At 59.7% G+C, this 19,834-nt stretch carries 18 protein-coding genes, 1 tRNA gene and 2 pseudogenes; 13 read left to right on the forward strand and 8 right to left on the reverse strand.

What is annotated here, in order from left to right; all coding sequences use genetic code 11:
- Positions 1–97: 97 nt before the first annotated feature.
- On the reverse strand, positions 98–2,872 hold the full coding sequence (locus G3T16_RS12545) for a LuxR C-terminal-related transcriptional regulator (protein ID WP_163495553.1): 2,775 nt from the start codon (positions 2,870–2,872) through the stop codon (positions 98–100).
- A gap of 353 nt (positions 2,873–3,225) precedes the next feature.
- On the opposite strand from G3T16_RS12545, the gene G3T16_RS12550 reads away from it, so the two are divergent.
- Positions 3,226–4,263, forward strand: coding sequence for an ornithine cyclodeaminase family protein (locus tag G3T16_RS12550; protein ID WP_163495554.1), 1,038 nt, complete (start codon positions 3,226–3,228; stop codon positions 4,261–4,263).
- 102 nt (positions 4,264–4,365) lie between these two features.
- The gene (locus tag G3T16_RS12555; protein ID WP_163495555.1) at positions 4,366–4,983 is read left to right on the forward strand and encodes a LysE family translocator; all 618 of its coding nucleotides are present in this window, start codon (positions 4,366–4,368) and stop codon (positions 4,981–4,983) included.
- Between the two features lie 16 nt (positions 4,984–4,999).
- Here G3T16_RS12555 and G3T16_RS12560 read toward each other — a convergent pair whose 3' ends face one another.
- Both G3T16_RS12560 and G3T16_RS12565 read right to left on the reverse strand, forming a co-directional pair.
- A complete protein-coding gene (locus tag G3T16_RS12560) occupies positions 5,000–6,268 on the reverse strand; it encodes a type II toxin-antitoxin system HipA family toxin (RefSeq protein ID WP_163495556.1) in 1,269 nt (422 codons plus the stop codon).
- On the reverse strand, positions 6,261–6,593 hold the full coding sequence (locus G3T16_RS12565) for a helix-turn-helix transcriptional regulator (RefSeq protein WP_163495557.1): 333 nt from the start codon (positions 6,591–6,593) through the stop codon (positions 6,261–6,263). Before G3T16_RS12565 ends, G3T16_RS12560 begins: the two co-directional genes overlap by 8 nt.
- Before the next feature lie 370 nt (positions 6,594–6,963).
- Between G3T16_RS12565 and G3T16_RS12570 the strand changes: the two are divergent.
- A pseudogene (locus tag G3T16_RS12570) lies at positions 6,964–7,134 on the forward strand (IS3 family transposase); the annotation flags it as partial.
- 167 nt (positions 7,135–7,301) lie between these two features.
- Here the strand turns inward: G3T16_RS12570 and G3T16_RS12575 are convergent.
- A tRNA-Leu gene (locus G3T16_RS12575) sits at positions 7,302–7,388 on the reverse strand.
- Positions 7,389–7,518: 130 nt separating this feature from the next.
- Here G3T16_RS12575 and G3T16_RS22830 point away from each other — a divergent pair.
- The 8 genes and pseudogenes from G3T16_RS22830 to dnaB all read left to right on the forward strand — a co-directional run bounded on the left by G3T16_RS22830 (position 7,519) and on the right by dnaB (position 14,793).
- Complete coding sequence (locus G3T16_RS22830) at positions 7,519–8,049, forward strand: winged-helix domain-containing protein (RefSeq protein WP_332102820.1); 531 nt, start codon at positions 7,519–7,521, stop codon at positions 8,047–8,049.
- Entirely contained in the window at positions 8,025–9,905 is a 1,881-nt protein-coding gene (gene rnr, locus G3T16_RS12580; protein WP_332102821.1) for a ribonuclease R, read from the forward strand. The genes G3T16_RS22830 and rnr overlap by 25 nt, the downstream gene beginning before the upstream one ends.
- A gap of 10 nt (positions 9,906–9,915) precedes the next feature.
- Positions 9,916–10,675, forward strand: a pseudogene (rlmB, locus tag G3T16_RS12585) (23S rRNA (guanosine(2251)-2'-O)-methyltransferase RlmB).
- 132 nt (positions 10,676–10,807) lie between these two features.
- Positions 10,808–11,248: a 30S ribosomal protein S6 gene (gene rpsF, locus G3T16_RS12590; RefSeq protein WP_163495558.1), complete on the forward strand. Its 441-nt coding sequence runs from the start codon at positions 10,808–10,810 to the stop codon at positions 11,246–11,248.
- 51 nt (positions 11,249–11,299) lie between these two features.
- On the forward strand, positions 11,300–11,527 hold the full coding sequence (gene rpsR / locus G3T16_RS12595; protein WP_163495559.1) for a 30S ribosomal protein S18: 228 nt from the start codon (positions 11,300–11,302) through the stop codon (positions 11,525–11,527).
- A gap of 209 nt (positions 11,528–11,736) precedes the next feature.
- Entirely contained in the window at positions 11,737–12,486 is a 750-nt protein-coding gene (locus tag G3T16_RS12600; protein ID WP_232059065.1) for a hypothetical protein, read from the forward strand.
- A 51-nt stretch (positions 12,487–12,537) separates the two neighbouring features.
- Positions 12,538–12,987, forward strand: coding sequence for a 50S ribosomal protein L9 (gene rplI / locus G3T16_RS12605; RefSeq protein ID WP_163495560.1), 450 nt, complete (start codon positions 12,538–12,540; stop codon positions 12,985–12,987).
- A 432-nt stretch (positions 12,988–13,419) separates the two neighbouring features.
- Positions 13,420–14,793, forward strand: a complete 1,374-nt coding sequence (gene dnaB / locus G3T16_RS12610) for a replicative DNA helicase (protein WP_163497090.1) — start codon at positions 13,420–13,422, stop codon at positions 14,791–14,793.
- Between the two features lie 97 nt (positions 14,794–14,890).
- Here the strand turns inward: dnaB and G3T16_RS23125 are convergent, their stop codons facing one another.
- Positions 14,891–15,076, reverse strand: a complete 186-nt coding sequence (locus G3T16_RS23125; RefSeq protein WP_408610748.1) for a hypothetical protein — start codon at positions 15,074–15,076, stop codon at positions 14,891–14,893.
- Positions 15,010–16,722 (reverse strand): winged helix-turn-helix domain-containing tetratricopeptide repeat protein, encoded by a 1,713-nt coding sequence (locus G3T16_RS12615; RefSeq protein ID WP_163495561.1) that lies wholly within the window; start codon positions 16,720–16,722, stop codon positions 15,010–15,012. Before G3T16_RS12615 ends, G3T16_RS23125 begins: the two co-directional genes overlap by 67 nt.
- A gap of 218 nt (positions 16,723–16,940) precedes the next feature.
- Here G3T16_RS12615 and G3T16_RS22485 point away from each other — a divergent pair, with 218 nt between their 5' ends.
- Together G3T16_RS22485 and G3T16_RS12620 are read left to right on the forward strand one after the other, a co-directional pair.
- Entirely contained in the window at positions 16,941–17,063 is a 123-nt protein-coding gene (locus G3T16_RS22485) for a hypothetical protein (protein ID WP_269473222.1), read from the forward strand.
- A 107-nt stretch (positions 17,064–17,170) separates the two neighbouring features.
- The gene (locus G3T16_RS12620; protein WP_163495562.1) at positions 17,171–17,953 is read left to right on the forward strand and encodes a sterol desaturase family protein; all 783 of its coding nucleotides are present in this window, start codon (positions 17,171–17,173) and stop codon (positions 17,951–17,953) included.
- Here the strand turns inward: G3T16_RS12620 and G3T16_RS12625 are convergent.
- Both G3T16_RS12625 and G3T16_RS12630 read right to left on the reverse strand, forming a co-directional pair.
- Positions 17,839–18,681, reverse strand: a complete 843-nt coding sequence (locus G3T16_RS12625; RefSeq protein ID WP_232059066.1) for a replication protein P — start codon at positions 18,679–18,681, stop codon at positions 17,839–17,841. The two genes, G3T16_RS12620 and G3T16_RS12625, sit on opposite strands and share 115 nt — an antisense overlap.
- Positions 18,593–19,777 carry a DnaT-like ssDNA-binding domain-containing protein gene (locus G3T16_RS12630; RefSeq protein WP_163495563.1) on the reverse strand — a complete coding sequence of 395 codons (1,185 nt, stop codon included), beginning with the start codon at positions 19,775–19,777 and terminating at the stop codon, positions 18,593–18,595. Before G3T16_RS12630 ends, G3T16_RS12625 begins: the two co-directional genes overlap by 89 nt.
- Between the last annotated feature and the right edge of the window lie 57 nt (positions 19,778–19,834).

Below are 19,834 nucleotides of genomic sequence, written 5' to 3' on the forward strand. Positions count from 1 at the left end.
TAGGGGTAGGTCACCTTGGACGATAAGTGCAATTCCTTGAAAAGCAAGTAATTTATATCGATATCAGCGGCATGCACAGAGGGCAGTAAGGCGATCCCTAGGCCAAGGGGCGTTCCTGCTGGTTCTTGACCAGTGAAAGCTTTTGCGCCAGTGCGATAGCCAGTTCCCGTCTGTTGACACCGAGTTTTTCATAGATATTGTGCAAATGAAATTTAACCGTATTGCCTTCAATGTCGAGATTGCGAGCGATCTGCTTATTCGAGTTACCCTTGGTGAGCTCCTCAAGGATCTCAAGCTCGCGGCCGGTGAAAATTGGCGACAGTTCCGCTTCAGTCTGCGTTTTATCCACCCGGTTCAAGGCCAGCAACAGTTCTGAGATGTAAGTTACCTTGTCCGTATGCATTGCAGAAAGTCCACATTCACGAACCGCGATCCTTAGAAGACGACGCATTGGCTCGCCTTCCTCAAGAAGAATACGCTTCAGACCCTGCTGCATACAGTTGTCAATCGTGGCGACTATGTGGGCAATGGCGATGTCCTTTTTCCCGGCGGCCTCCAATGCCAGTGCCTTCAATATTCGCGCCTTGAGCAGGAATTCCCCCCAACCCCGCTGATCACTCTCCAGGATAATCTTGTCCAAATACGGCACTGCCGATGCCGCCCTTTGTGTCCTGGTCAGCATCCGTGCCTGCGTTAGCTGCGCAGTGATACGTTCCCGCCAGGTAAAGCTTTCAAGCGCGCTGACATCGTCTCTCTCCCAGTCGATATCAAGGCTGCGAAAAACAAGGGTGGCTTGGGTGATATTATTGTGTAATGAACACAGGTCGGCGGCAGTGAGTATTGCCATTATTTTAAGTCGTGGCATATGCCGCTTGTCGGCTACCCGATGCGCCTGTTTAAGCACGGTAAGCGCCGGAAAAAGACCGTCCTGTTCTGCGCGAACAGCGGCGACCGTGGTAAAGCCCACAGCAAGAAAATCAAACCACCCTTCCATCATATCAATGACGTTAAGCAGGCCCCGTGCATGGTCATCCGCGGCTTCCAGCTCATTCGCTTCCAGCAAAGTTGCCGCCATAAACGCGCGGTATTGAATCTGCAGGGCCGGTTCCAGGGGGAACATGTCGGCGGCGGTGCGCGCCGCGTTTTCAAAGCACATTCGGGCCTTCTTGGTCTGTGCCTGTAACAGCAAGACATTGCCAAGGTGCAGATCAGTATAAAAGCTCCAATAATGTGCCCTTAAGTCTTCACACCACAACTGGCTTTTTTCGGCTGCCCGCTTGGCGTCATCCAAATGCCCCCCTCGCAAAGAGTAAAAATAGCGCAGAATATTCAGAAAACACAACGAAAATAAATCTGAACTGGGAGTGTTATGCAATAGTTTCTCTATGTTTGCGTGTTCTGCTTCCTCCAAGGGGCGATCTGAAAAGATGTCGACAAAGCGATCGATAATCCAGAAGTCCTGATCCAGTTCCGATTCCACTGTCCATGCGGCATTTTGCGCGGCGGCTCCTTGCTCACGATAGATTTCAAGCCGATCCAGTGCCTCCTGAATCTTTCCATTTTTCATAAGGTAATAGACGTTCGCCAACTCAATCCTTGGGAAATTGTGAACGATGTCTGTCGGAATCTGATTCAGATAATGTTTCAAACGCGGTATACCTTCGCGTATGCCGATTCTCATCGCGCCGGCTGTTTCGATGATATTTGCGGCCGACTCGATGTCGCTGGCATGCGCGGAGTGATACGCAGCATTGGCTGTGTCGTTTCGTTTCGCGTACCATTCTGCCGCGAGCTGATGCAGTTCTTTAATCCGAGCTTCTCCCTGGCGTTGTAGTCGTCGCAACAGAAACTTTTTAAATACAGGATGAAATTGATAGGTGTAGGATTGTTCCGTTTCCCGGCGTACCTCAGAGAGGAAAAGGTTTCTATCTATCAGTTCGCGTAGACCGTTGGATGCATTGTCACGCCCGGTCAGGCAGTGCGCCAGATCGGCGCTGAAATCTGTCACCACGCAGAGTTGCATTAAGAATTGCTGCTGTTCTGCGGACAGCTCGTCGTAGATTTCTTCGCACAGGTAACTTTCCACATCCTGAAACAGCGCCGTCAGGCTGGCATCCGTAATTTCAATCGCGCTTTTCCGTAGCCGTGCCAAAAGGAAACCATATGCTGCCGGCCAGCCGGCGAACAGTTTATCCAGGTTGCTGAGTTCTTTGTCCGTCAGGCTGTGGTTGCCCAGCAGCTCTCGAACTTCCCCGGATGTGAATTTCAAATGATCCGCTCCAACAATGACTGCATCGCCCGCCGCAAACCGCTTTGCCCAGGAAATTTTCGGCCTGCTGCGCACCGCGAGCGCCAGATGCTCATGAATCTGTAGGTTATCGATCAGCCGCGATAGCTGCGCATCCGTACGCTTACTGGAAACCAGATGGTATTCATCGATAACCAACAGGCGTTCCCCCACGGGGAAAGGGCGGTGATGACTATCTTCGCTGTTGTTGTCACTGTTTATTGCTGACTGCTTGTTCTGATTGGCCCTAAAGCTGTGTAATAATCGTGAGAAATCGCTGATTTCAAAATCTGTTTGTTCCCGGTCGGCCCAGAATACCGCGACGCCACATCGGTGGAGTCTTAGCGCCCACTGCGCAAGCGTAAGCGTCTTTCCGTATCCCACCGGACTTTCAATAAGAATCAGTTTGTGTCTGAACACGTCATCCAGATGATCAAGAATATCGGATCGGGGAAGCGTATCCGCGTAGATCAACGGCAGGCCGGTATTCAACGGATTGGTAGAGGTGGCCGCCTGCGGTATTGCCACAACATTTTTGGGCTTGCTGGCCGTTCTCTCTTCATGCCTGTGCGGAGTGTCTTTCATGAAGAATTATCCACGTTTCGGGAAGCTCCGATTAAGTCTATGGTCAATAGTTGAACAGGTACATTATATTTTTAAAGGTGGACGTCGTCTGGGCGCCTCTCGCCGTCTGCCATAACGTGGCCGGGCGACCGCACGCACCCCGGGCAGGCTGCGGCTAACACCTTGAATTTATTGACTATATAAGTTATTCATGGCAGCGTGCCGGCGTCTTCAATACTGACAACCAACGATTCTGTGATAGCGCCGCCCTACCCAAAAAAAGGCCGTGCCCCCTACTCGATCATCGTTGTACACCTCTTCTAACGACTCTAGGCTTGCCCGCATGAGCATCTATTCGACCCCGCGGGACTGGCATGACTGAGACAAAGTGTACGTTAAACGAGGATTTCCTGGAGCAAATGTCCAAATCCAGTGTCATTTGGCTGAGCGCTACACAGGTTGCCGAAATGCTCACCTATGAGGCATGCGTCCGTGTTCTCGAATACGCCATGCCCCAAGTTTCCCAAGGCGAAGCCGTTATGCCGTTTCGTACCAGCATGGCGATTCCGGGTAAGGGCTTATTCGGCATGATGCCAGGGGCGCTTACCGCGGACCCCGGTGTATTCGGTATCAAGCTACTGTCACTCTATCCCGATAATGCAGCGAATAATCTTCCCTCTCATCTTGGACTATTTGTATTGTTTTCGATCGACACCGGCTTACCTCTCGCCATTATGAGCGGTAGTGTCCTGACCGCGATTCGCACCGGGGGAGCCAGCGCGTTGGCCAGCAAGTATCTCGCTAGAACAGATGCCAAAATTCTGACGATTATCGGCACGGGCGAACAGGCGCAATCTCATATTGCGGCCCTCACCCTGGTGCGTGATATCAAAGAAATTCGCATATGGGGCCGTAATCGCCATCATGCGGAAAGACTCGCTAGCTTGTACGCAGATGACATTCATCGGAAAGTTATTGTTGCAGACAAGATCAAAACTGCTATAAAAGACTCGCATATTATCTGCACGGTAACCGCCGCAACTGATCCCTTACTCTACGGCGAGTGGCTGGAGCCTGGTATGCACCTGAATGTCGTCGGTTCCGGATATCCACACAAAGCCGAAGTGGATTCGGATTGTATCCGGCGCGCACGGGTATATATTGACTATGAGGCATCTGCGTTGGCGCAGGCTGGGGATCTGATCAGAGCGTTCGAGGCGGGAACCATTGCAGCGGATCATATTATTTGTGAAATCGGAAGCCTGATATTGAACAGCAAACTTGGCCGACTCTCTGATGATGATATTACTTTGTACAAGTCAGTCGGCATAGCCGCGCAGGACCTGGCGGTGGCGCGCTATGTCTTTGATCAGGCAAATCAACGTGGCGTTGGAACTATTGTCGGAATATAGGGAGGTTAATGGCGTTTTTGCTGATGGAAATGTCCGCACCCTGCCAATTGGTTCGATAAAATTGATAGAAAGGGATTCACCGTAAATTAACTGAGAAAAGGAATGACTACACACGATCTACTCGGGCTATTTGTTGTCATGATTGCTTTGGCGGCAATACCCAGTGCCAGTGTGGCGCTGGTGGTTGTGCGCTCGGCCACGGTGAATGTCCGCAATGGTATTGCCACCGCAATTGGGGTTGTGACGGGAGACCTGATTTTTATTGCCATGGTCATGATGGGGCTGGTGGCGCTGTCTGAAATCATGGGGGCGTTCTTCGCCATGGTCCGCTACCTGGCCGCCGGTTACCTGCTTTGGTTGGGTTGTCAGCTGATCCGTCACGCAGCTGAGATCAGGCCTGTGGATGCGGATCAGGCCAAAGGCAGCGTCGCTACCAGCTTTATATCCGGCTTGGCGCTGACTTTGGGCGATATCAAGGCCATCCTGTTTTATGCCAGTTTTTTTCCCGCCTTTGTCGATATTGCGTCCCTGACAAAATCTGAAGTGTGGCTCATCATGCTGGTGACAGTCGTTGCCGTTGGCGGCGTCAAGGTTGTCTATGCACTGGTGGCCAATCGGATGGCCTATCTACCGAAAGGCGTTGTATTTCAGCGGAAGACAAAAGTCATCGCCGGTGGCCTGTTGGTAGGGGCGGGCGGTTACCTCATCGTGAAGGCCTGAACGTATTGTGTGCAAACTACGGCGCGTCAATACGAAAATCAGGATGCAGGTCGCGCCAGTGCTCTTTCAATTCCACCTTGTGTTTCTCATCCATCGGCAAGTCTTGCAGTGCTTCAGGCCATAGGCTGCGGGCTTTGTCTATTGTGTCCAGAAGGTGTGGCCGGATGGCGCGCCACGGTATATCGGCCTTACCCGCCCAGTACTCGAATTGCGCCATCGAGGCCTGATACCAGTCTTTGCTCTTCCCCAGGTTGAGAGCGAACTCTCGCTCATCCCCCATGTAAACGCGGGTGGTCACAATATCGTAAGCCGGGGAGAGGGTAGGGGTCACTTTGTCCGGGTAGAGTACGCTCCAGTTTTTTAAGTGGGCATCGCCATTGGCGAGCAGAATATTGACCAGTAATCGCCTGGCGAATTGCTGCACGTCACCCAAGCCATCCTCGGCGTAGGCGTAGAGGATTTTACCGATGTTTTGGTAATTGGCAGAGCGGTATTTCTCCTGCGGGTATTTCACCAGTATCTGTGCGAAATCCTCCATGTGAATGCGCTCTCCCTCATGACGGTCAAAGCGCCTGATGGCAAAGGCGTAGTGTTCATTGGGCAGGTTGATGGCGGGCAGTTGCTCCAGCTTGTCCATCTCGACCAGGCGGATGTCAGGGATGGTGACGCCTGCTAGCTCGGCCAGGTGCATCGCCGTATATTCATTGAGGGGTACATGCTTGTGCGTGGTAGAGGGCGTTTTGATAATCCAGTCCCCCAGTCCCCCTGACTCGGCGATCTGATAGCGTCCGTCGCTTTCCCGCATGGAGAACTTCATCTGGACGCCTGCCAGCGAGAATCGCTTCTTCTCGTCTTGAACTACGGATTTGACCGCGCTGGCTTTGGCCGTATCGTCCAGGACGTAATCGGGAACGGCGTCCGGCTCGATTGCAGTGGCAATGAGCGCACCGGGTAAGTCCTGACCCAGATAGGCGAAAAGCTCGAATTCGTTGTCCGCATGTGTTTTAAGCGCCTGTGCCAGGTACTCCCGCAGTGCCCCTTCGGGCAACAGGTTGGAAAGCACAGGATGGAGCTTCTGCCGTTTGACCCAGGGCTTTTCCATTATCGCCTCTGCTTTGGGAAAGGCCGGGTGTGTAATCAGGCTAAACGTCGGGCGAGCTTCATCGGAGGCAAATTCGGGCGCGAAGGTCAGGGTGGTGCGCCCATCTCGATACCCCGCCAGGAAGCCCACAGTTGCTCCATGGAGAGCGAGTTCTAGCACGCTGACGGTATCGCTATTAGTCATCGTCACCTTCCAGCAGATCGCCCCAGGGGTTGTCCTCGGGGGAGGGCTTTACGACAGAGCCCCTTGCGGTCAATGTGAGCCCGCCACCGATTTTCTTTTTGCCGGCCAAGAAGTCCTCAACATCCCGCAGTTTTTCCTGCGGGATGAGCATGAGTTCCATTTTCAAACCCTTGGCGACTAGCTCCAGCGTATCCAGGCGCGGGTTGCCCTTGGACTCCAGGCGTTGGTATTGCTGGCGTGACATGCCAACACGCAGCTCCATGTCCTCCTGCTTGAGACCGATTGCTTTGCGCCGTGTTTTTAGCTGATCGTGTATCTTGCTCATCTGAATCCCTTCCAAGAAACGCATAAATTTCCTAAAGCTATTATAGCAATATATTGGTTGCTTAAAAGTTAAAAGCAATATAAAAATTGCTTTATGCTGATCAGGCCCGATTTTTGCTAAATTGCAACGCATTTGTTGCTTTGTCTGATAAGACTCGCTGTGAGCCGAGTTACCGTAGATCCATATTTCTTATTGTTGATTCCTCGATTTTCCCCTGTTGTCGCTGTAGGCATAAGAGCGTTAAACGCCATGAATGTACTTCAGGGCTGGCCACGGAAAAAGAGGCGAGGTCAGCGGGCGCAACCAACACTTTCACCTCCGGGTGTTGAGAACCGGTTAGAGCGTGACTTCAGTGCGCTGGAGCCTCGGTATGCTCAAGCGTGAGCGTGTAAACCGGAGCAAGTACCGGACAAGGGATATCGCCAAATCGGATTTGTTCGATTACATTGAGCGCTTTCATAATCCGCGAAAGCGACGGAGAGTGGCCAAGCGTGATCTTGAGTATTCAGCCGTTTTAGAACCGTCCGTGGAAGCGGGGTAGAACCCGTCGGGGTTTATGGCGGTACGGCAAACACTTGCGACTTACCGCGACGCCTCCACCACCACTAACGCCAATTGGCACGTCCAGGTCGGATCGGGTTTTTTGTGGTTTGCCGGAAATGTCGGCGTAAGTGTTGCTGAGTTGTGGGCTTGTGTTTACTGATCTGATGGTGCCCAGGAGAGGACTTGAACCTCCACGCCCTTTCGAGCACTAGCACCTGAAGCTAGCGTGTCTACCAATTTCACCACCTGGGCTCTGGACAGCAGTATCTCACTATCCGAGGGCGCGCACTTTACTTTTCCCGGGCAGCGTTGTCAATCCTCGCGTATACTTGGGGGCTGACAAAATTCATATTCTATTACATTCAAGGACATGCCCCGCTCTATGGCCAAAAAAGGCAAGATTGCCGATCCCCACGCGGAGCGCGAAGCCGCCCGCTACGACAACCCCATTCCCAGCCGCGAAGTCATCCTCGAGCTGCTCACGGAAGCGGACAAACCCCTCAGTCACGCCCAGATCGCCCGCCAGCTGAACCTGGAGGAAGACGAACAGGTGGAGGCGCTGCGCAAGCGCCTGCGCGCGATGGAGCGCGATGGCCAGTTGATGGTCAACCGGCGCGGCGCCTATGGGCTCACCGACAAACTCAACCTGCTGCACTGCAAGGTGCAGGGACACCGTGACGGCTACGGCTTCGCGATGCCACTTGCCGAGGGCGACGATGTCTACCTGAGCTCGCGGCAGATGCAGTTCGTGTTCGATGGCGATGAAGTGCTGGTAGCCATCATCGGCCTGGACCGGCGCGGCCGGCCCGAGGGTAAGGTGGTAGAGGTGCTGCACCGGGGCACCACCCGGGTGGTGGGGCGCTACGAGGAGGAGGGGGCATCGGCTTTGTGGTGCCCGACAACAGCCGCCTGAATCACCGCATCCTGATTCCGCCGCAGGCGAAGGGCAAGGCCCGCTCGGGCCAGATTGTGACGGCCGAGATTACCGACTACCCCACCCGCCATCTGGGCGCCAAGGGCCACATTGTCGAGGTGTTGGGCGATCATCTGGACCCGGGCCTGGAAATCGACGTGGCGATACGCTCCCACAATATTCCCCACGAGTGGCCCGAGGCGGTCCTGAAGGAGGCGGGCTCGCTGGAATCGGAGCCGCGGGAGGAAGACAAGCAGCACCGCGCGGACCTGCGCAATATGGGCTTTGTCACTATCGATGGCGAGGATGCGCGCGATTTCGATGACGCCGTATACTGCGAGAAGCGGCTGCGCGGCTGGCGGCTGTGGGTGGCGATAGCGGATGTGTCCCACTATGTGCGCCCTGGTTCGGCGCTGGATGACGAAGCCGCCATTCGCGGCAACTCGGTCTACTTCCCCGAGCAGGTAGTGCCGATGCTGCCGGAGGCCCTCTCCAACGGCCTGTGCTCGCTGAAACCGGGGGTTGACCGGCTGGCGATGGTCTGCGAAATGGACCTGAGCGGCGCCGGCAAGCTGACCCGCTTCCGCTTCTTTGAGGCGGTGATTCACTCCCATGCCCGCCTTACTTACAACCAGGTGGCGCAGGTCCTGGAGGAGGGCGAGCTGGCAGGAGTGGACAAGCCGGTGATCAAGGACCTGAAACGTCTGCACAGCCTCTATAAAGTGCTGCGCGGCGCCCGCGACAAGCGCGGCGCGATCGACTTCGAGACGGTGGAAACCCGCATTGTCTTCAATGCCCAGCGCAAGATCGAGGAAATCGTGCCGGTGGTGCGCAACGACGCCCACAAGCTGATCGAGGAGTGCATGCTCTGCGCCAATGTCGCTACAGCGCATTTCTTCGAAGAGCACAAGCTGCCGATGCTGTACCGGGTACACCAGGGACCGAAAGCCCAGAAGCTGGAAAATCTGCGCGCCTTCCTGGGCGAGCTGGGCCTGGACCTGCGCGGCGGCGACAAGCCCACACCCGAGCACTACGCCAAGCTGCTGGACCAGGTGCAAGAGCGGGACGACGGCAATGTGATCCAGACCATGCTGCTGCGCTCGCTCAGCCAGGCGGTCTACCAGCCGGAGAACGAGGGCCACTTCGGCCTGCATTACCCGGCCTATACCCATTTCACTTCGCCGATAAGACGCTATGCGGACCTGCTGGTGCACCGCGGCCTGCGCCATGTGATTCGCTCCAAGGTGCGGACCAAGGCCGTGGTGCGGCAGAAGGGTGCAGAGGAGATTCCGAAAGACAAGGTATTCCCCTACGACGAACAGGCGATGGCGGCCTACGGTGTGCATTGCTCGATGACCGAGCGCCGCGCCGACGACGCCACCCGGGATGTGGAGTCCTGGCTCAAATGCGAGTACCTGCAGGAACATGTAGGAGACGAGTTCGACGGCCTGATTGCCGCGGTGACCAGCTTTGGCCTGTTCGTGGAATTGCAGCCCATCTATATAGAAGGACTGGTGCATATCAGTGCCCTGCCCGGTGACTACTACAGCTTCGACGCTTCCCACCAGCGCCTGATCGGTGAGCGCAGCGGCAACAGCTACAAGCTGGGCGGCAAGGTGCGGGTACAGGTGGCGCGGGTGGATCTGGACGATAAGAAGATCGATCTGGAACTGATCGATGCCCAGGCGCCGGTGCGCAGCGGGCCGAAGAAAACGCGCAAGCCCAGGGCCAAACGCAAGGCCCCCGCGGGTGACAAGCCGGCAAAGGCAGCCTCCGGCAAATCTACCGGCGGGGATGAGCAGCAGCCAGCGCCGGCCCGCAAGAAGGCCAGGTCCGGCCAGCGCCGGCGCCGCTGAGGCGCCGGCCTTGCAGTATGTCTATGGCATCCACGCGGTGGATGGCCTGCTGCGCCGCAATCCGGGCGCCATCCAGCAGTTGCTGCTGCAACAGGGGCGGGAGGACAAGCGCATTGCCGCGCTGCTGACGCTGGCGCAGAACCAGGGGTGGCGGTAGCAAGGGAGCCCCGCCAGGTGCTGGATGCGCTGGTCAGCGCCCGCCACCAGGGAGTGGTGGCGAGGGTGGCCGATGCCGCGCTGGCCCACGGCGCTTCCGGTGGCAACCTGCTGGCGGAGGCGGATCTGCTGCGTCTGGTGGACGACAGCGACGGCCCGGTGTTGCTGCTGGTACTGGACGGTATTACCGATCCGCACAATCTCGGTGCCTGCCTGCGCAGTGCCGATGCAGCTGGCGTGCAGGCAGTGGTGGTGCCCAGGGACAAATCGGCAGATCTCAACCCCACTGTGCGCAAGGTCGCCTGCGGCGCGGCGGAAGCCGTACCCTTCGTGCAGGTAACCAATATGGCGCGCACCCTCGCGGCTCTGAAGGAGCGTGGGGTGTGGCTGTATGGCACCGCCGGGGAGTCGTCGCAGTCGCTCTACGACTGTGATTTGACCGGGCATCTGGCCCTGGTCATGGGGCGGAGGGCGCCGGTCTGCGGCGCCTGACCCGGGAGCTGTGCGATCATCTGGTGTATCTGCCGATGGCAGGCTCGGTCAGCAGCCTCAATGTGTCGGTCGCAACCGGCGTCTGCCTGTTCGAAGTGCTGCGCCAGCGCCGTGGCGGTTGAGGGGCGCGCCGCTTGCGGTGGGCGGACAAACTCTGTAAGATCCGCTGCCTGAATTTTGCCCGGCCACATCCGGTGGCCGATCCTCCTTGCTACACCACATTGATGGGTAGCATTAACCCGTAAGGAGCCACGATGCGTCATTACGAAGTAGTGTTTATGGTCCATCCGGACCAGTCCGAACAAGTGCCCGGCATGATCGAGCGCTACACCAACACGATCCAGAAAGACGGCGGTTCAGTACATCGTCTGGAAGACTGGGGGCGCCGCCAGCTGGCCTACCCCATCAACAAGATTCACAAGGCACACTATGTGCTGATGAATGTTGAAGCGTCCAACGAGGCAATGGAAGAGCTGACCACCACTTTCCGTTACAACGATGCCGTCTTGCGCAACCTGGTGATTCGCCGCAACGAGGCCGTGACTGATGAGTCCTTCATCATGAAGGCCGAGAAAGAGAGCCGCGAGCGCAAGACCCGCTACGAGGAGCGCCAGTCAGCCGATGCGGAGCGTGCGCCCCGCCGGGACGCCGAAGCTGCGCCCGAAAAGACCGACGAAAAAGAACCGGCCGAATAAAGCCTGTTCCGGCTCACGTAACGATTATCAGGATTCACAAGGAGTAGCACCATGGCACGTTTTTTCCGTCGCCGTAAGTTTTGTCGCTTCACCGCCGAAGGGGTGAAGGAAATAGATTACAAGGATCTGGATACCCTGAAGGCCTATGTTTCTGAAACCGGAAAGATAGTACCCAGCCGGATAACCGGTACCAAGGCCAGATACCAGCGCCAGTTGTCGACCGCGGTCAAACGTGCGCGTTTCCTGGCCCTGCTGCCTTATTCGGATTCGCATCAGTAAGCGATCCATTGCGCACGCGCCTGGTGGGTTCCGCCACCTGAGTACCGGAGGCCCGATGTGAAAGGCCTGGCCAGTTTTATCATGCGCGGCCGCATGCCGGCCCTGCTGGTGGCTGTGGCGGGGCGGGCAGCCTGCTGTTCTGCTGGCTCAGCGCAGCGGCCATCGGTCTGGTCACGTTGCGGCGAGGCGCCGGGCCGGGGGCCTGGCTGTTGTTGTGGGCGATATTGCCGGCCGCGGTCTTGCTGCTGGCCTTCGGGGACAGTGGCCCGCTGGCCTTGTTGCTGGGCACTGCGGCCCTGGCGCTGGTGTTGCGCCTGAGCGTGAACCTGCCACTGACCATACTGGCCAGTGTGCCGGTGGGGCTGGTGACGGGCGCCGCGGTGGCCGTGTTTGGCGGTGCAGTGCTGGAACAAATGACCGCGGTGTTTGACCAGTTCCTCACCAGTGTGGAGCAGCAAATGGCGCCCGCCGGCGGCGATGGGGAAGTGACGCTGCTGCGGCCCACCGCGCTGCAGGTGGCGGGCATGCTGGGTGTTGCCAATGGGCTGCTCAGCGTATTGTGTCTGCTGCTGGCACGCTGGTGGCAGGCTGCGCTGTACAACCCCGGTGGCTTTGCCGCCGAGTTCCGGCGCTTGTACTATCCGCCGGCAATCAGCGCGCTGCTGTTGCTGGCGGCACTGGGTCTGGCCAGCCTGGGTGTGCAGTGGCGCCCGTGGGCCGCGATTTTTCTGCTGCCGCTGACATTTGCAGGCCTGGCCCTGCTGCATGCGTGGCAGGCACTGCGCGGCGGAGGCAGGGGTTTGCTGGTGGGGTTTTACCTCAGCTGGGTGATTTTTGACCTGGTCAAGATACTGGTGGTTGTCGCCGCCGTCGCGGGCAGCTGGCTGCAATGGCGCCAGCGCTGGGCAGCCAGGGCCGGTACCGATGTGGACCGGCGCGACGACAACGACAGCGACTGACGATTATCGATGAAAGAGTGGGAGGCAACTCCCCGCAAAGAGGAAATCAAGATGGAAGTTATACTGCTGGACAATATCGGCAATCTCGGTGGTCTGGGTGACAAAGTGGACGTGAAAGCCGGCTACGGCCGCAACTTCCTGATCCCCCAGGGCAAGGCAGTGCCGGCCACTGCCGCCAATGTGGCCGAGTTTGAAACACGCCGCGCTGAACTCGAAGCCGCTGCCGCCGAGGCGCTGGCCGCTGCCGAGAAACGGGCAGAGGCGCTCAATGCCCTGGCCCCCATCAGCATTGGCGCCAACGCCGGCGAAGAAGGCAAGTTGTTCGGCTCCGTCGGTACCCGGGATATCGCCGAGGCGCTGCAGGCCGCCGGCTGTGAGGTCGACAAGTCCGAGGTGCGGTTGCCGCAGGGCGCGTTGCGCGAGTTGGGCGAGTTCGAGGTCGATGTGCAGGTTCACAGTGATGTCACCGCAACCGTGACGATTGCGGTCATTGCCGAGTAGGCAGCTGCCCTCCTGGCCGGAATGCCGCCATCCCGGCGGCACCCGGTACCTGGACGGCGGCATCGCCCGCCGTTCTTCCCCCGGCTGTTTTGCCTCAGGCCGATTTCCGCTAAGCTGTTTACCGTTTTCCGCGATAGTCCAAGCTGATGTCTGACCCGAATGGCACTTGCTTTAGCTCACCCGGTGACAGGTCGGCGTCCTGGGAGGGTGCTTTCGAGACCGTTTGCAGCATGGATGCTGCAACCGAGCCCCCATGGAGGGGTTCACGGCGTGTCTCGAAAGCACCCTCCCAGGATGCCGACCGGGCTACGAAGTCCCAAAACCCTGAACCAAGCGCCATTTATGTCTGACCCCGATTATTCCGCCGGCATTGCCTCCGAGCCCTATGGGGGCGCCCCGGTCGTGGACCAGCAGGACGACTATCCCGAGGCGATGGCCGGCCGGGGTTATGACCGGGACATGGCGCGGATCAAGATGCAGCCTCATTCTATCGAGGCAGAACAGTCCGTGCTGGGAGGCCTGCTGCTGTCTGCCGATGGCTGGGATTCAGTGGCGGAAGCGGTAACCGCCCAGGACTTCTACCGCCCCGATCACCGGCTAATATTCCGCCAGATCGCCAAATTGGCGGAGGCAGCGGAGCCGGTCGATGTGATTACCGTCGCCGACAAGCTCACTGCCAATGGCGAGCTGGACGCGGCTGGCGGCCTTGCCTATCTTGCCGAGCTCGCCAGCAACACACCCAGTGCTTCGAATATTCGTGCCTATGCCCAGGTGGTCAGCGAGCGCGCCAGCCTGCGCAAGCTGATCGAGGCGGCCCAGGAGATTGCCGAGAGTGGTTTTCATCCCGGTGGGCGCAGTTCGGACGAGCTGATCGATGAGGCCGAGCGCCTGATCATGCAGATTTCGGAGCACGGCCCCAAGGCCGGCGGTCCGCAGGAGGTCAATCCGCTGCTGCAGTCGGCGCTGGACCGGATCGAGGAGCTGTTCAATTCAGGCGCCGATATTACCGGCCTCAGTACCGGCTTCAAGGATCTCAACGGCATGACTTCCGGCCTGCAGCCCGCCGACCTGGTGATCGTCGCCGGCCGTCCTTCTATGGGCAAGACCAGTTTTGCGATGAACCTGGTGGAAAACGCGGTCTTGAGCCAGAACCGGCCCATCCTGGTGTTCAGCATGGAAATGCCGGCACAGCAGCTGATCATCCGGATGCTGTCATCGGTGGGCCGCATCGACCAGACCCGGATCCGCAACGGCAAGCTGGAGCAGGAGGACTGGCCCAAGCTCAGTACCGCGGTATCCAAGCTCAAGGACATGCCGCTGTTCATCGACGATACCCCATCGCTGACGCCCACCGAGGTGCGCAGCCGTGCCCGCCGGGTGGCGCGGGAGCACGGCCAGCTGGGCATGATCATGGTCGACTATATCCAACTGATGCAGATTGCAGGATCCTCCGAGGGCCGCACGGCAGAGATCTCCGAGATCTCCCGCAGCTTGAAGGCCATCGCCAAGGAGTTCGATTGTCCCATGGTGGCGCTGTCCCAGCTCAACCGCTCGCTGGAGCAGCGGCCCAATAAGCGTCCGGTCAACTCCGACCTGCGTGAATCCGGTGCCATCGAGCAGGACGCCGATGTGATCATGTTCATCTACCGGGACGAGGTCTACAACGAGGATACGCCCGACAAGGGTACCGCCGAGATTATCATCGGCAAACAGCGCAATGGTCCCATCGGCGTCTGCCGGCTCGCGTTTATCGGCCAGTTTACCCGCTTTGAGAACCTCGCCCGCGGCAATTACGAAGAACACTGACACCGCCGCTCGGGGCAGTGCGGTATCTTGCAGTCGCTCAGCCGCTCAGCCGCTCAGCCGCTCAGCCGCGTGTCGAGCACTGCTGCCCGCCGTCGTTCTATTCGGTCCGCGGGCTGAAACCCACCTCCGCCAGCATGGCCTGATAGCGCGGGTCGCCGTGCAGCGGCATCAGCAACCGGTCCACTCTCAGATCGGTGATGCCCGGATCGCGATAGGTCAGTGCCCGCTCCAGCCAGGCAAATGCCTGCTCGGTGTCGCCCAGCCGCAGATGAACCTCGGCAATCTGGTAGGGCTGGTTTCGGCGTGGTCGCGTTCCATTTCGGCCAGCGCGGCGAGCGCTGTCTGCCGGTCCCCCTGCGCTGCGGCCACCAGCGCGCTGGCCATCAGGCTCAGCAGTGGATGGCTTTCGACCCGGCTCGCCGCGGCGGCGACATCGTTTCGTTCCAGGTCGATCTGTACCCGCAGCAACCCGGCGCGCGGATAGTCGGGCACCAGGGCTTCGACCCGCTCCAGCGCCTGCTCGGCGCCCTCAAAGTCCGCCGCCGCGTAGCGGAAATAGGCCAGGTTGTAGAAGCTGCTGGCCCGCAGCGGGTCGCGCTCCACTGCCATCTCCGCCAGCAAGACTGCACGTTCCAGCTGGGCCAGATGGTAGTGCAGGGCAGCGTTGGCGCTGATCGTGAACGCATCGCCGGGGTTCAGCTCCAGTGCCCGTGACAGCGAATCCCTGGCGCCGTCCCAGTCCCAGTCGTGGTACAGCCGGATCCAACCCAGCACGAGATGCGCCTCGCCGAGTTCTGGTGCCTGGGCGATTGCGCGTTCGGCCTCCACGCGCGCCTGCTCATAGGCAGTCGAGGGCCGGACAAAGCCAAAATCCGCCATCCGTGCCCACACTCCGGCCAATGCCGCCCGGGCGGTGGCCAGGTCCGAGCCCTGTTCCAGCGCTGTCTCCAGATACTGGCGCGCCTGCTGCAGCCCCGCCTCGTCGCGGGAGGTTTCATACAGGTAGCGGCCATGCAGGTAGGCCAGGTAGGCACCGGAGTCGGCTTGGCCCTGGTTCGGGGCCAGGCGCCGGGCCTCGGTCAGCGCCACGCTCAAGTGGTCGGCAATGGCCAGCGCAATGTCCGACTGCAGAATGAAGGCATCGTCCAGCGGCCGGTCGTAGGTGTCCGCCCACAGCAAGTAGCCCGAGCGTGTGTCGGTCAGCTGGGCCTGGATCCGGACCCGTTCGCCCTCGCGGCGAATGCTGCCCTCCAGTACGGCGTCCACATTCAGTGCCTCGCGGATATCCTGCAACGCATCGCCGCGGTCGCGGAATTCAAAGGCGGAACTGCGCGCCGCAACCCGCAACTCTCGCAGCCGTGACAGGGTGGTCAGTATTTCCTGGGCCAGGCCATCGCCAAAGTAACGGTCCACCTCTTCGTTGCCCAACACCCGGAACGGCAGCACTGCAAGTGAGCCTGGCGGAGCCATTGCAGCCGGTGGAGGCGGGTTGCCGGCCTGCCAGCTCAACACGGCAGCGAGCAGCAGAGCCAGCAGCGCCGGCAGCCAGAACTTGGGCCGCCGAATGCTGGGCGCCGGGCCCGTGGCAGCCGCAGGCGGCGCCTCCTCCAGCAGCGTCACTGGCGCCAGCAGACGATAGCCCCGCTTCGGGATAGTCTCGATATACACCGGCGCTTCCCGCCGATCCCCCAGCACCCGGCGCAACTCGCCGACGGTGGCCGTGAGTGGTTCATCGGTCACCGCCGTGCGGCCCCAGATCTCGCCGAGTATGGTGTCGCGCTCGATCACTTCCCCGGGCGAGGCCGCGAGCAGACAAAGGATGTCCATGGCTTTGGGGCGCAGCCGTTCGGACTGGCCGTCACGGACGATCCGCCCTTCCAGGGGTAGTACCTCCCAGTCGCCCAGCCGGAAAACTCTCTTCAGCGTCACCTCGATCTCTCCTGCGCCGGTTGCTGCAGCGCTGGCCGCACCGGCGCCCTGGTGCCCCCACAGCGTGGACAAAATCCTACCACAACCCGATTGAGGACAAATTTCGGTTTTTCTTCGGATAAAAACCGCAGCAATTTCAGGTGCTTGGAATCGGGTTCCCAGATGATTCACCGGATCGGCAGCGCTGGTGCTGGCGATGATGCAGAGGAGATACCGGTATGAAAACAGACAAGCGATGGCAGCAAAGAGTGGTAGCACAACTGGTTGGCTGGACCCTGTTCGCCACATTGATGGCAGGTTACGGCTACAGCATTGCGCAACTCGCCGGCATCGTGAGCTGACGCCACGGCCGGTGCGACGCTGCACTCATGCCGCGCCAGCCAAAGCAACCCGCCGGGCTGGCCGCGGCTTTCACGATACGACTTTGAGCTTGAGAGAGGAACATCCGATGACTGAAATACTTGAACTGGTTGCCCTGGGCTTTATCCCGGGCTTCATGCTGCTGGATCTGCTGTACCAGGCCAGGCCCTTTGAGGCGCCGCGCTGGTACCGCCTGCGGGGCCTGCTGGTCACCGTGGCGGTATTTGGCGGCTCGGTTGCCGTCACCCTGTTCTGGGGCTCGCTGCTGCAGGGCGTGAGCCTGTTGGATGGCGCGTCGCTGGGGATATGGGGCGGCGCTGCGGTGGGAATCCTGGTCTATGAGCTGTGCCATTACTGGTATCATCGGCTGGCACACCGCTATGACGGCCTGTGGCTGGCGGCGCACCAGATGCACCACAGCGCAGAGAAGGTCGACGCCTTCGGCGCCAACTATCTGCATCCTGTGGATGTGTTTGGCTTCACCAGCGCGAGCGCGCTGGTGTTCTTCCCGCTGCTGGGCCTGCTGCCGGAAGCGGGCGCCCTCGCCGCAGTCTGGCTGGGCTTCAACGCCATGTTCCAGCACGCCAACCTCCGTACGCCGCACTGGCTGGGCTATCTGCTACAGCGTCCGGAGAGCCACATCCTGCACCACGCCCGTGGCCGGCATGAATACAACTATGCCAACCTGCCGTTGTGGGACATGATCTTCGGCACTTTCAGCAATCCGCGCGATGTCGAAGGCGTCGAGGCGGGCTTCTACAATGGCGCCTCCGCGCGCCTCCTGGACATGCTGCGCGCCCGCGATGTATCGAAACTGCCGATGGGGCGGGAGACAGGGGTCGCACCGGTGTCGCTGGACAGCGCTGCCTGAGTACAGGCCGTTAGCCGCCCGGGCCGCGTCAACGCTGCCCGGGCTTTTTTGCTGCGGCTACAGCTCGGTCTGCTGCCGCAGCGCCCGCAGCCGCGCCAGTTGTTCCCGGGGGACAGGGGCTCGGCCTGGTGCTGCTCCAGCGCGGGGGCCGTCGGCAGCTCCAGGGTCTCGCCGCGCATCACCCGGGTGCAGTATTGCTGATAGTGCTCGCGGAACACCGGCCAACTGCTGCGTTCGGGGTTGTTGGCCAGGAAGAACCAGTCGCTGTCCCGGCCCGCCAGGTAGACCGCGGGGTGGGACCAGCGCTGGGCCGATTTGGGGCTGGGCGCCTGGCAGGCCTCCCGGTAGGCGTCGTGGGGCGCGGGTAAGCCCAGCCCCTGCAGCCCCTGCTGGCAGCACTCCAGCATCCGGTGCAGGGTCGGCAGGTACTCGCTGTTCTCTATTGCATAGCGGGCGCCGCGCAGGATCTGCTCTACTGGATAGTCTGCCAGTGAATCCAGCCACAGCTTCTTGATCTGTTTGACCTGGCCCGCGTCCGGGTAGGCGGCGTAGTACTGGTTGTGATAATTGAGCCGGAACAGCGCGAAAACCTGGTTGATGGCTTCGACATGGGCTTCACTGGCGGATTTGCGGCCTTCGTCAGTCTGCCCAGGAGGTGTCGCTGAGGTCTTCCTCGAGGCTGCGATCCCTTGTCCGACCTGTTGAATGAGATCCTTGCTGTCCTTCATGGCTGTGTCCTGCCTGCTTGATACTGTGCTGTTTGGCCCAGTGAAATTTGACATGCTGGAGGAATTTGCTGTTCCAGGAGGTGTGGGCCTGGTTGCTGTCGCGCCAGTACACAATGAATTCCGGCAGCAGGGTCCGCGCGAACTGCTCGTCGATATGCGACAGCCGGAGAATGTCGAAGACGTCGGCGCTGGGCTGCCAGTCCTCGTCGATGCGCCTGGGCTCGGTGCTGTGCTCCATACTGGAGGTGTACTTGGCCCACTGGATGCGTATGTGCTGGATGAATTTCGAGTTCAGTTCCCGTGGCACGGTGCCCCGTTCGCGCCAGTAGAGAATGAATTCGGGCACGGCTTCATCGATGAAGTCCAGCTCCACGCCGCTGCGCAGCATGATCTCCACCGCGTCCCGGCTGGGGCGCCAGTGATTGTCCAACTCCTGCGTGTGCTCTATGCGGAAGGCTTCCGCTTCCAGCTGTTGCTGCCGGCGCCAGTTGCCGATCACATGCTGGCGGAACTTGTTTTCCCAGGCGTGGTGGGCCTCGCCGCGCTCGCGCCAGTAAAAGATGAAATCCTCCAGCTGGTCCAGCGTGAACTGGCGCGGTATGTTGTGGTTCAGGGCCAGCAATTGCACCATGTCCTCGCTGGGTGACCAGTTGGGAGGCAGCTGGCCGGCCCCGGGGCGGGCAGCCGGCGGGGCCGGTTGCGGTCGCTGGCTGGCGGGCCCGTACTGCCTGCGTGGCAGTTCCTGGGCGGCCTCCCGCTCGACCGCGCCAGCTTTGGGGCGGGCTTCATTGAGTGCGAACACCAGCCGGTGGTTGCCGGGACCGCCCGTGGCCGCGGCTTCGACCAGGATAACGCCCTTGTCGGCCAGGCTGCGGACAATGCGCTGCAGGTCCCCGGCATTCCAGAACGGCAGGCTGTGCAGCAACTGGTCACGTTCCACTGCCAGCCAGGCAAAGCCATCGCGATGCCTGGCTGCCCGGTGGGCAAACAGGCCTCCGAGCTGCTGTAGCAAAATGGCTTCCTCCAGGCCGATGGTTGCCGCCAGGCTGGGGGAAAAAACCAGCTGCTGTTCGGGCATGAGGGAAGAATTAGACATCGACTGACCGGTAATATTGGGCAAGTGGGTTGGCGTCGACTAGGATACCGGGCTTGC

Source organism: Kineobactrum salinum (genome assembly GCF_010669285.1).
Classification (GTDB): domain Bacteria; phylum Pseudomonadota; class Gammaproteobacteria; order Pseudomonadales; family Halieaceae; genus Kineobactrum; species Kineobactrum salinum.

What these genes read in the sequence shown, in the direction of transcription:
- G3T16_RS12625 (WP_232059066.1), bottom strand. Translation starts at nt 18,681, where the DNA reads ATGAAGGACAGCAAGGATCTCATTCAACAGGTCGGACAAGGGATCGCA.
- rpsF (WP_163495558.1), top strand. Translation starts at nt 10,808, where the DNA reads ATGCGTCATTACGAAGTAGTGTTTATGGTCCATCCGGACCAGTCCGAA.
- G3T16_RS12565 (WP_163495557.1), bottom strand. Translation starts at nt 6,593, where the DNA reads ATGAGCAAGATACACGATCAGCTAAAAACACGGCGCAAAGCAATCGGT.
- rpsR (WP_163495559.1), top strand. Translation starts at nt 11,300, where the DNA reads ATGGCACGTTTTTTCCGTCGCCGTAAGTTTTGTCGCTTCACCGCCGAA.
- G3T16_RS12620 (WP_163495562.1), top strand. Translation starts at nt 17,171, where the DNA reads ATGACTGAAATACTTGAACTGGTTGCCCTGGGCTTTATCCCGGGCTTC.
- dnaB (WP_163497090.1), top strand. Translation starts at nt 13,420, where the DNA reads ATGGCCGGCCGGGGTTATGACCGGGACATGGCGCGGATCAAGATGCAG.
- G3T16_RS22830 (WP_332102820.1), top strand. Translation starts at nt 7,519, where the DNA reads ATGGCCAAAAAAGGCAAGATTGCCGATCCCCACGCGGAGCGCGAAGCC.
- G3T16_RS12630 (WP_163495563.1), bottom strand. Translation starts at nt 19,777, where the DNA reads ATGTCTAATTCTTCCCTCATGCCCGAACAGCAGCTGGTTTTTTCCCCC.
- G3T16_RS12550 (WP_163495554.1), top strand. Translation starts at nt 3,226, where the DNA reads ATGACTGAGACAAAGTGTACGTTAAACGAGGATTTCCTGGAGCAAATG.
- G3T16_RS12545 (WP_163495553.1), bottom strand. Translation starts at nt 2,872, where the DNA reads ATGAAAGACACTCCGCACAGGCATGAAGAGAGAACGGCCAGCAAGCCC.
- G3T16_RS12555 (WP_163495555.1), top strand. Translation starts at nt 4,366, where the DNA reads ATGACTACACACGATCTACTCGGGCTATTTGTTGTCATGATTGCTTTG.
- G3T16_RS22485 (WP_269473222.1), top strand. Translation starts at nt 16,941, where the DNA reads ATGAAAACAGACAAGCGATGGCAGCAAAGAGTGGTAGCACAACTGGTT.
- rplI (WP_163495560.1), top strand. Translation starts at nt 12,538, where the DNA reads ATGGAAGTTATACTGCTGGACAATATCGGCAATCTCGGTGGTCTGGGT.
- G3T16_RS12560 (WP_163495556.1), bottom strand. Translation starts at nt 6,268, where the DNA reads ATGACTAATAGCGATACCGTCAGCGTGCTAGAACTCGCTCTCCATGGA.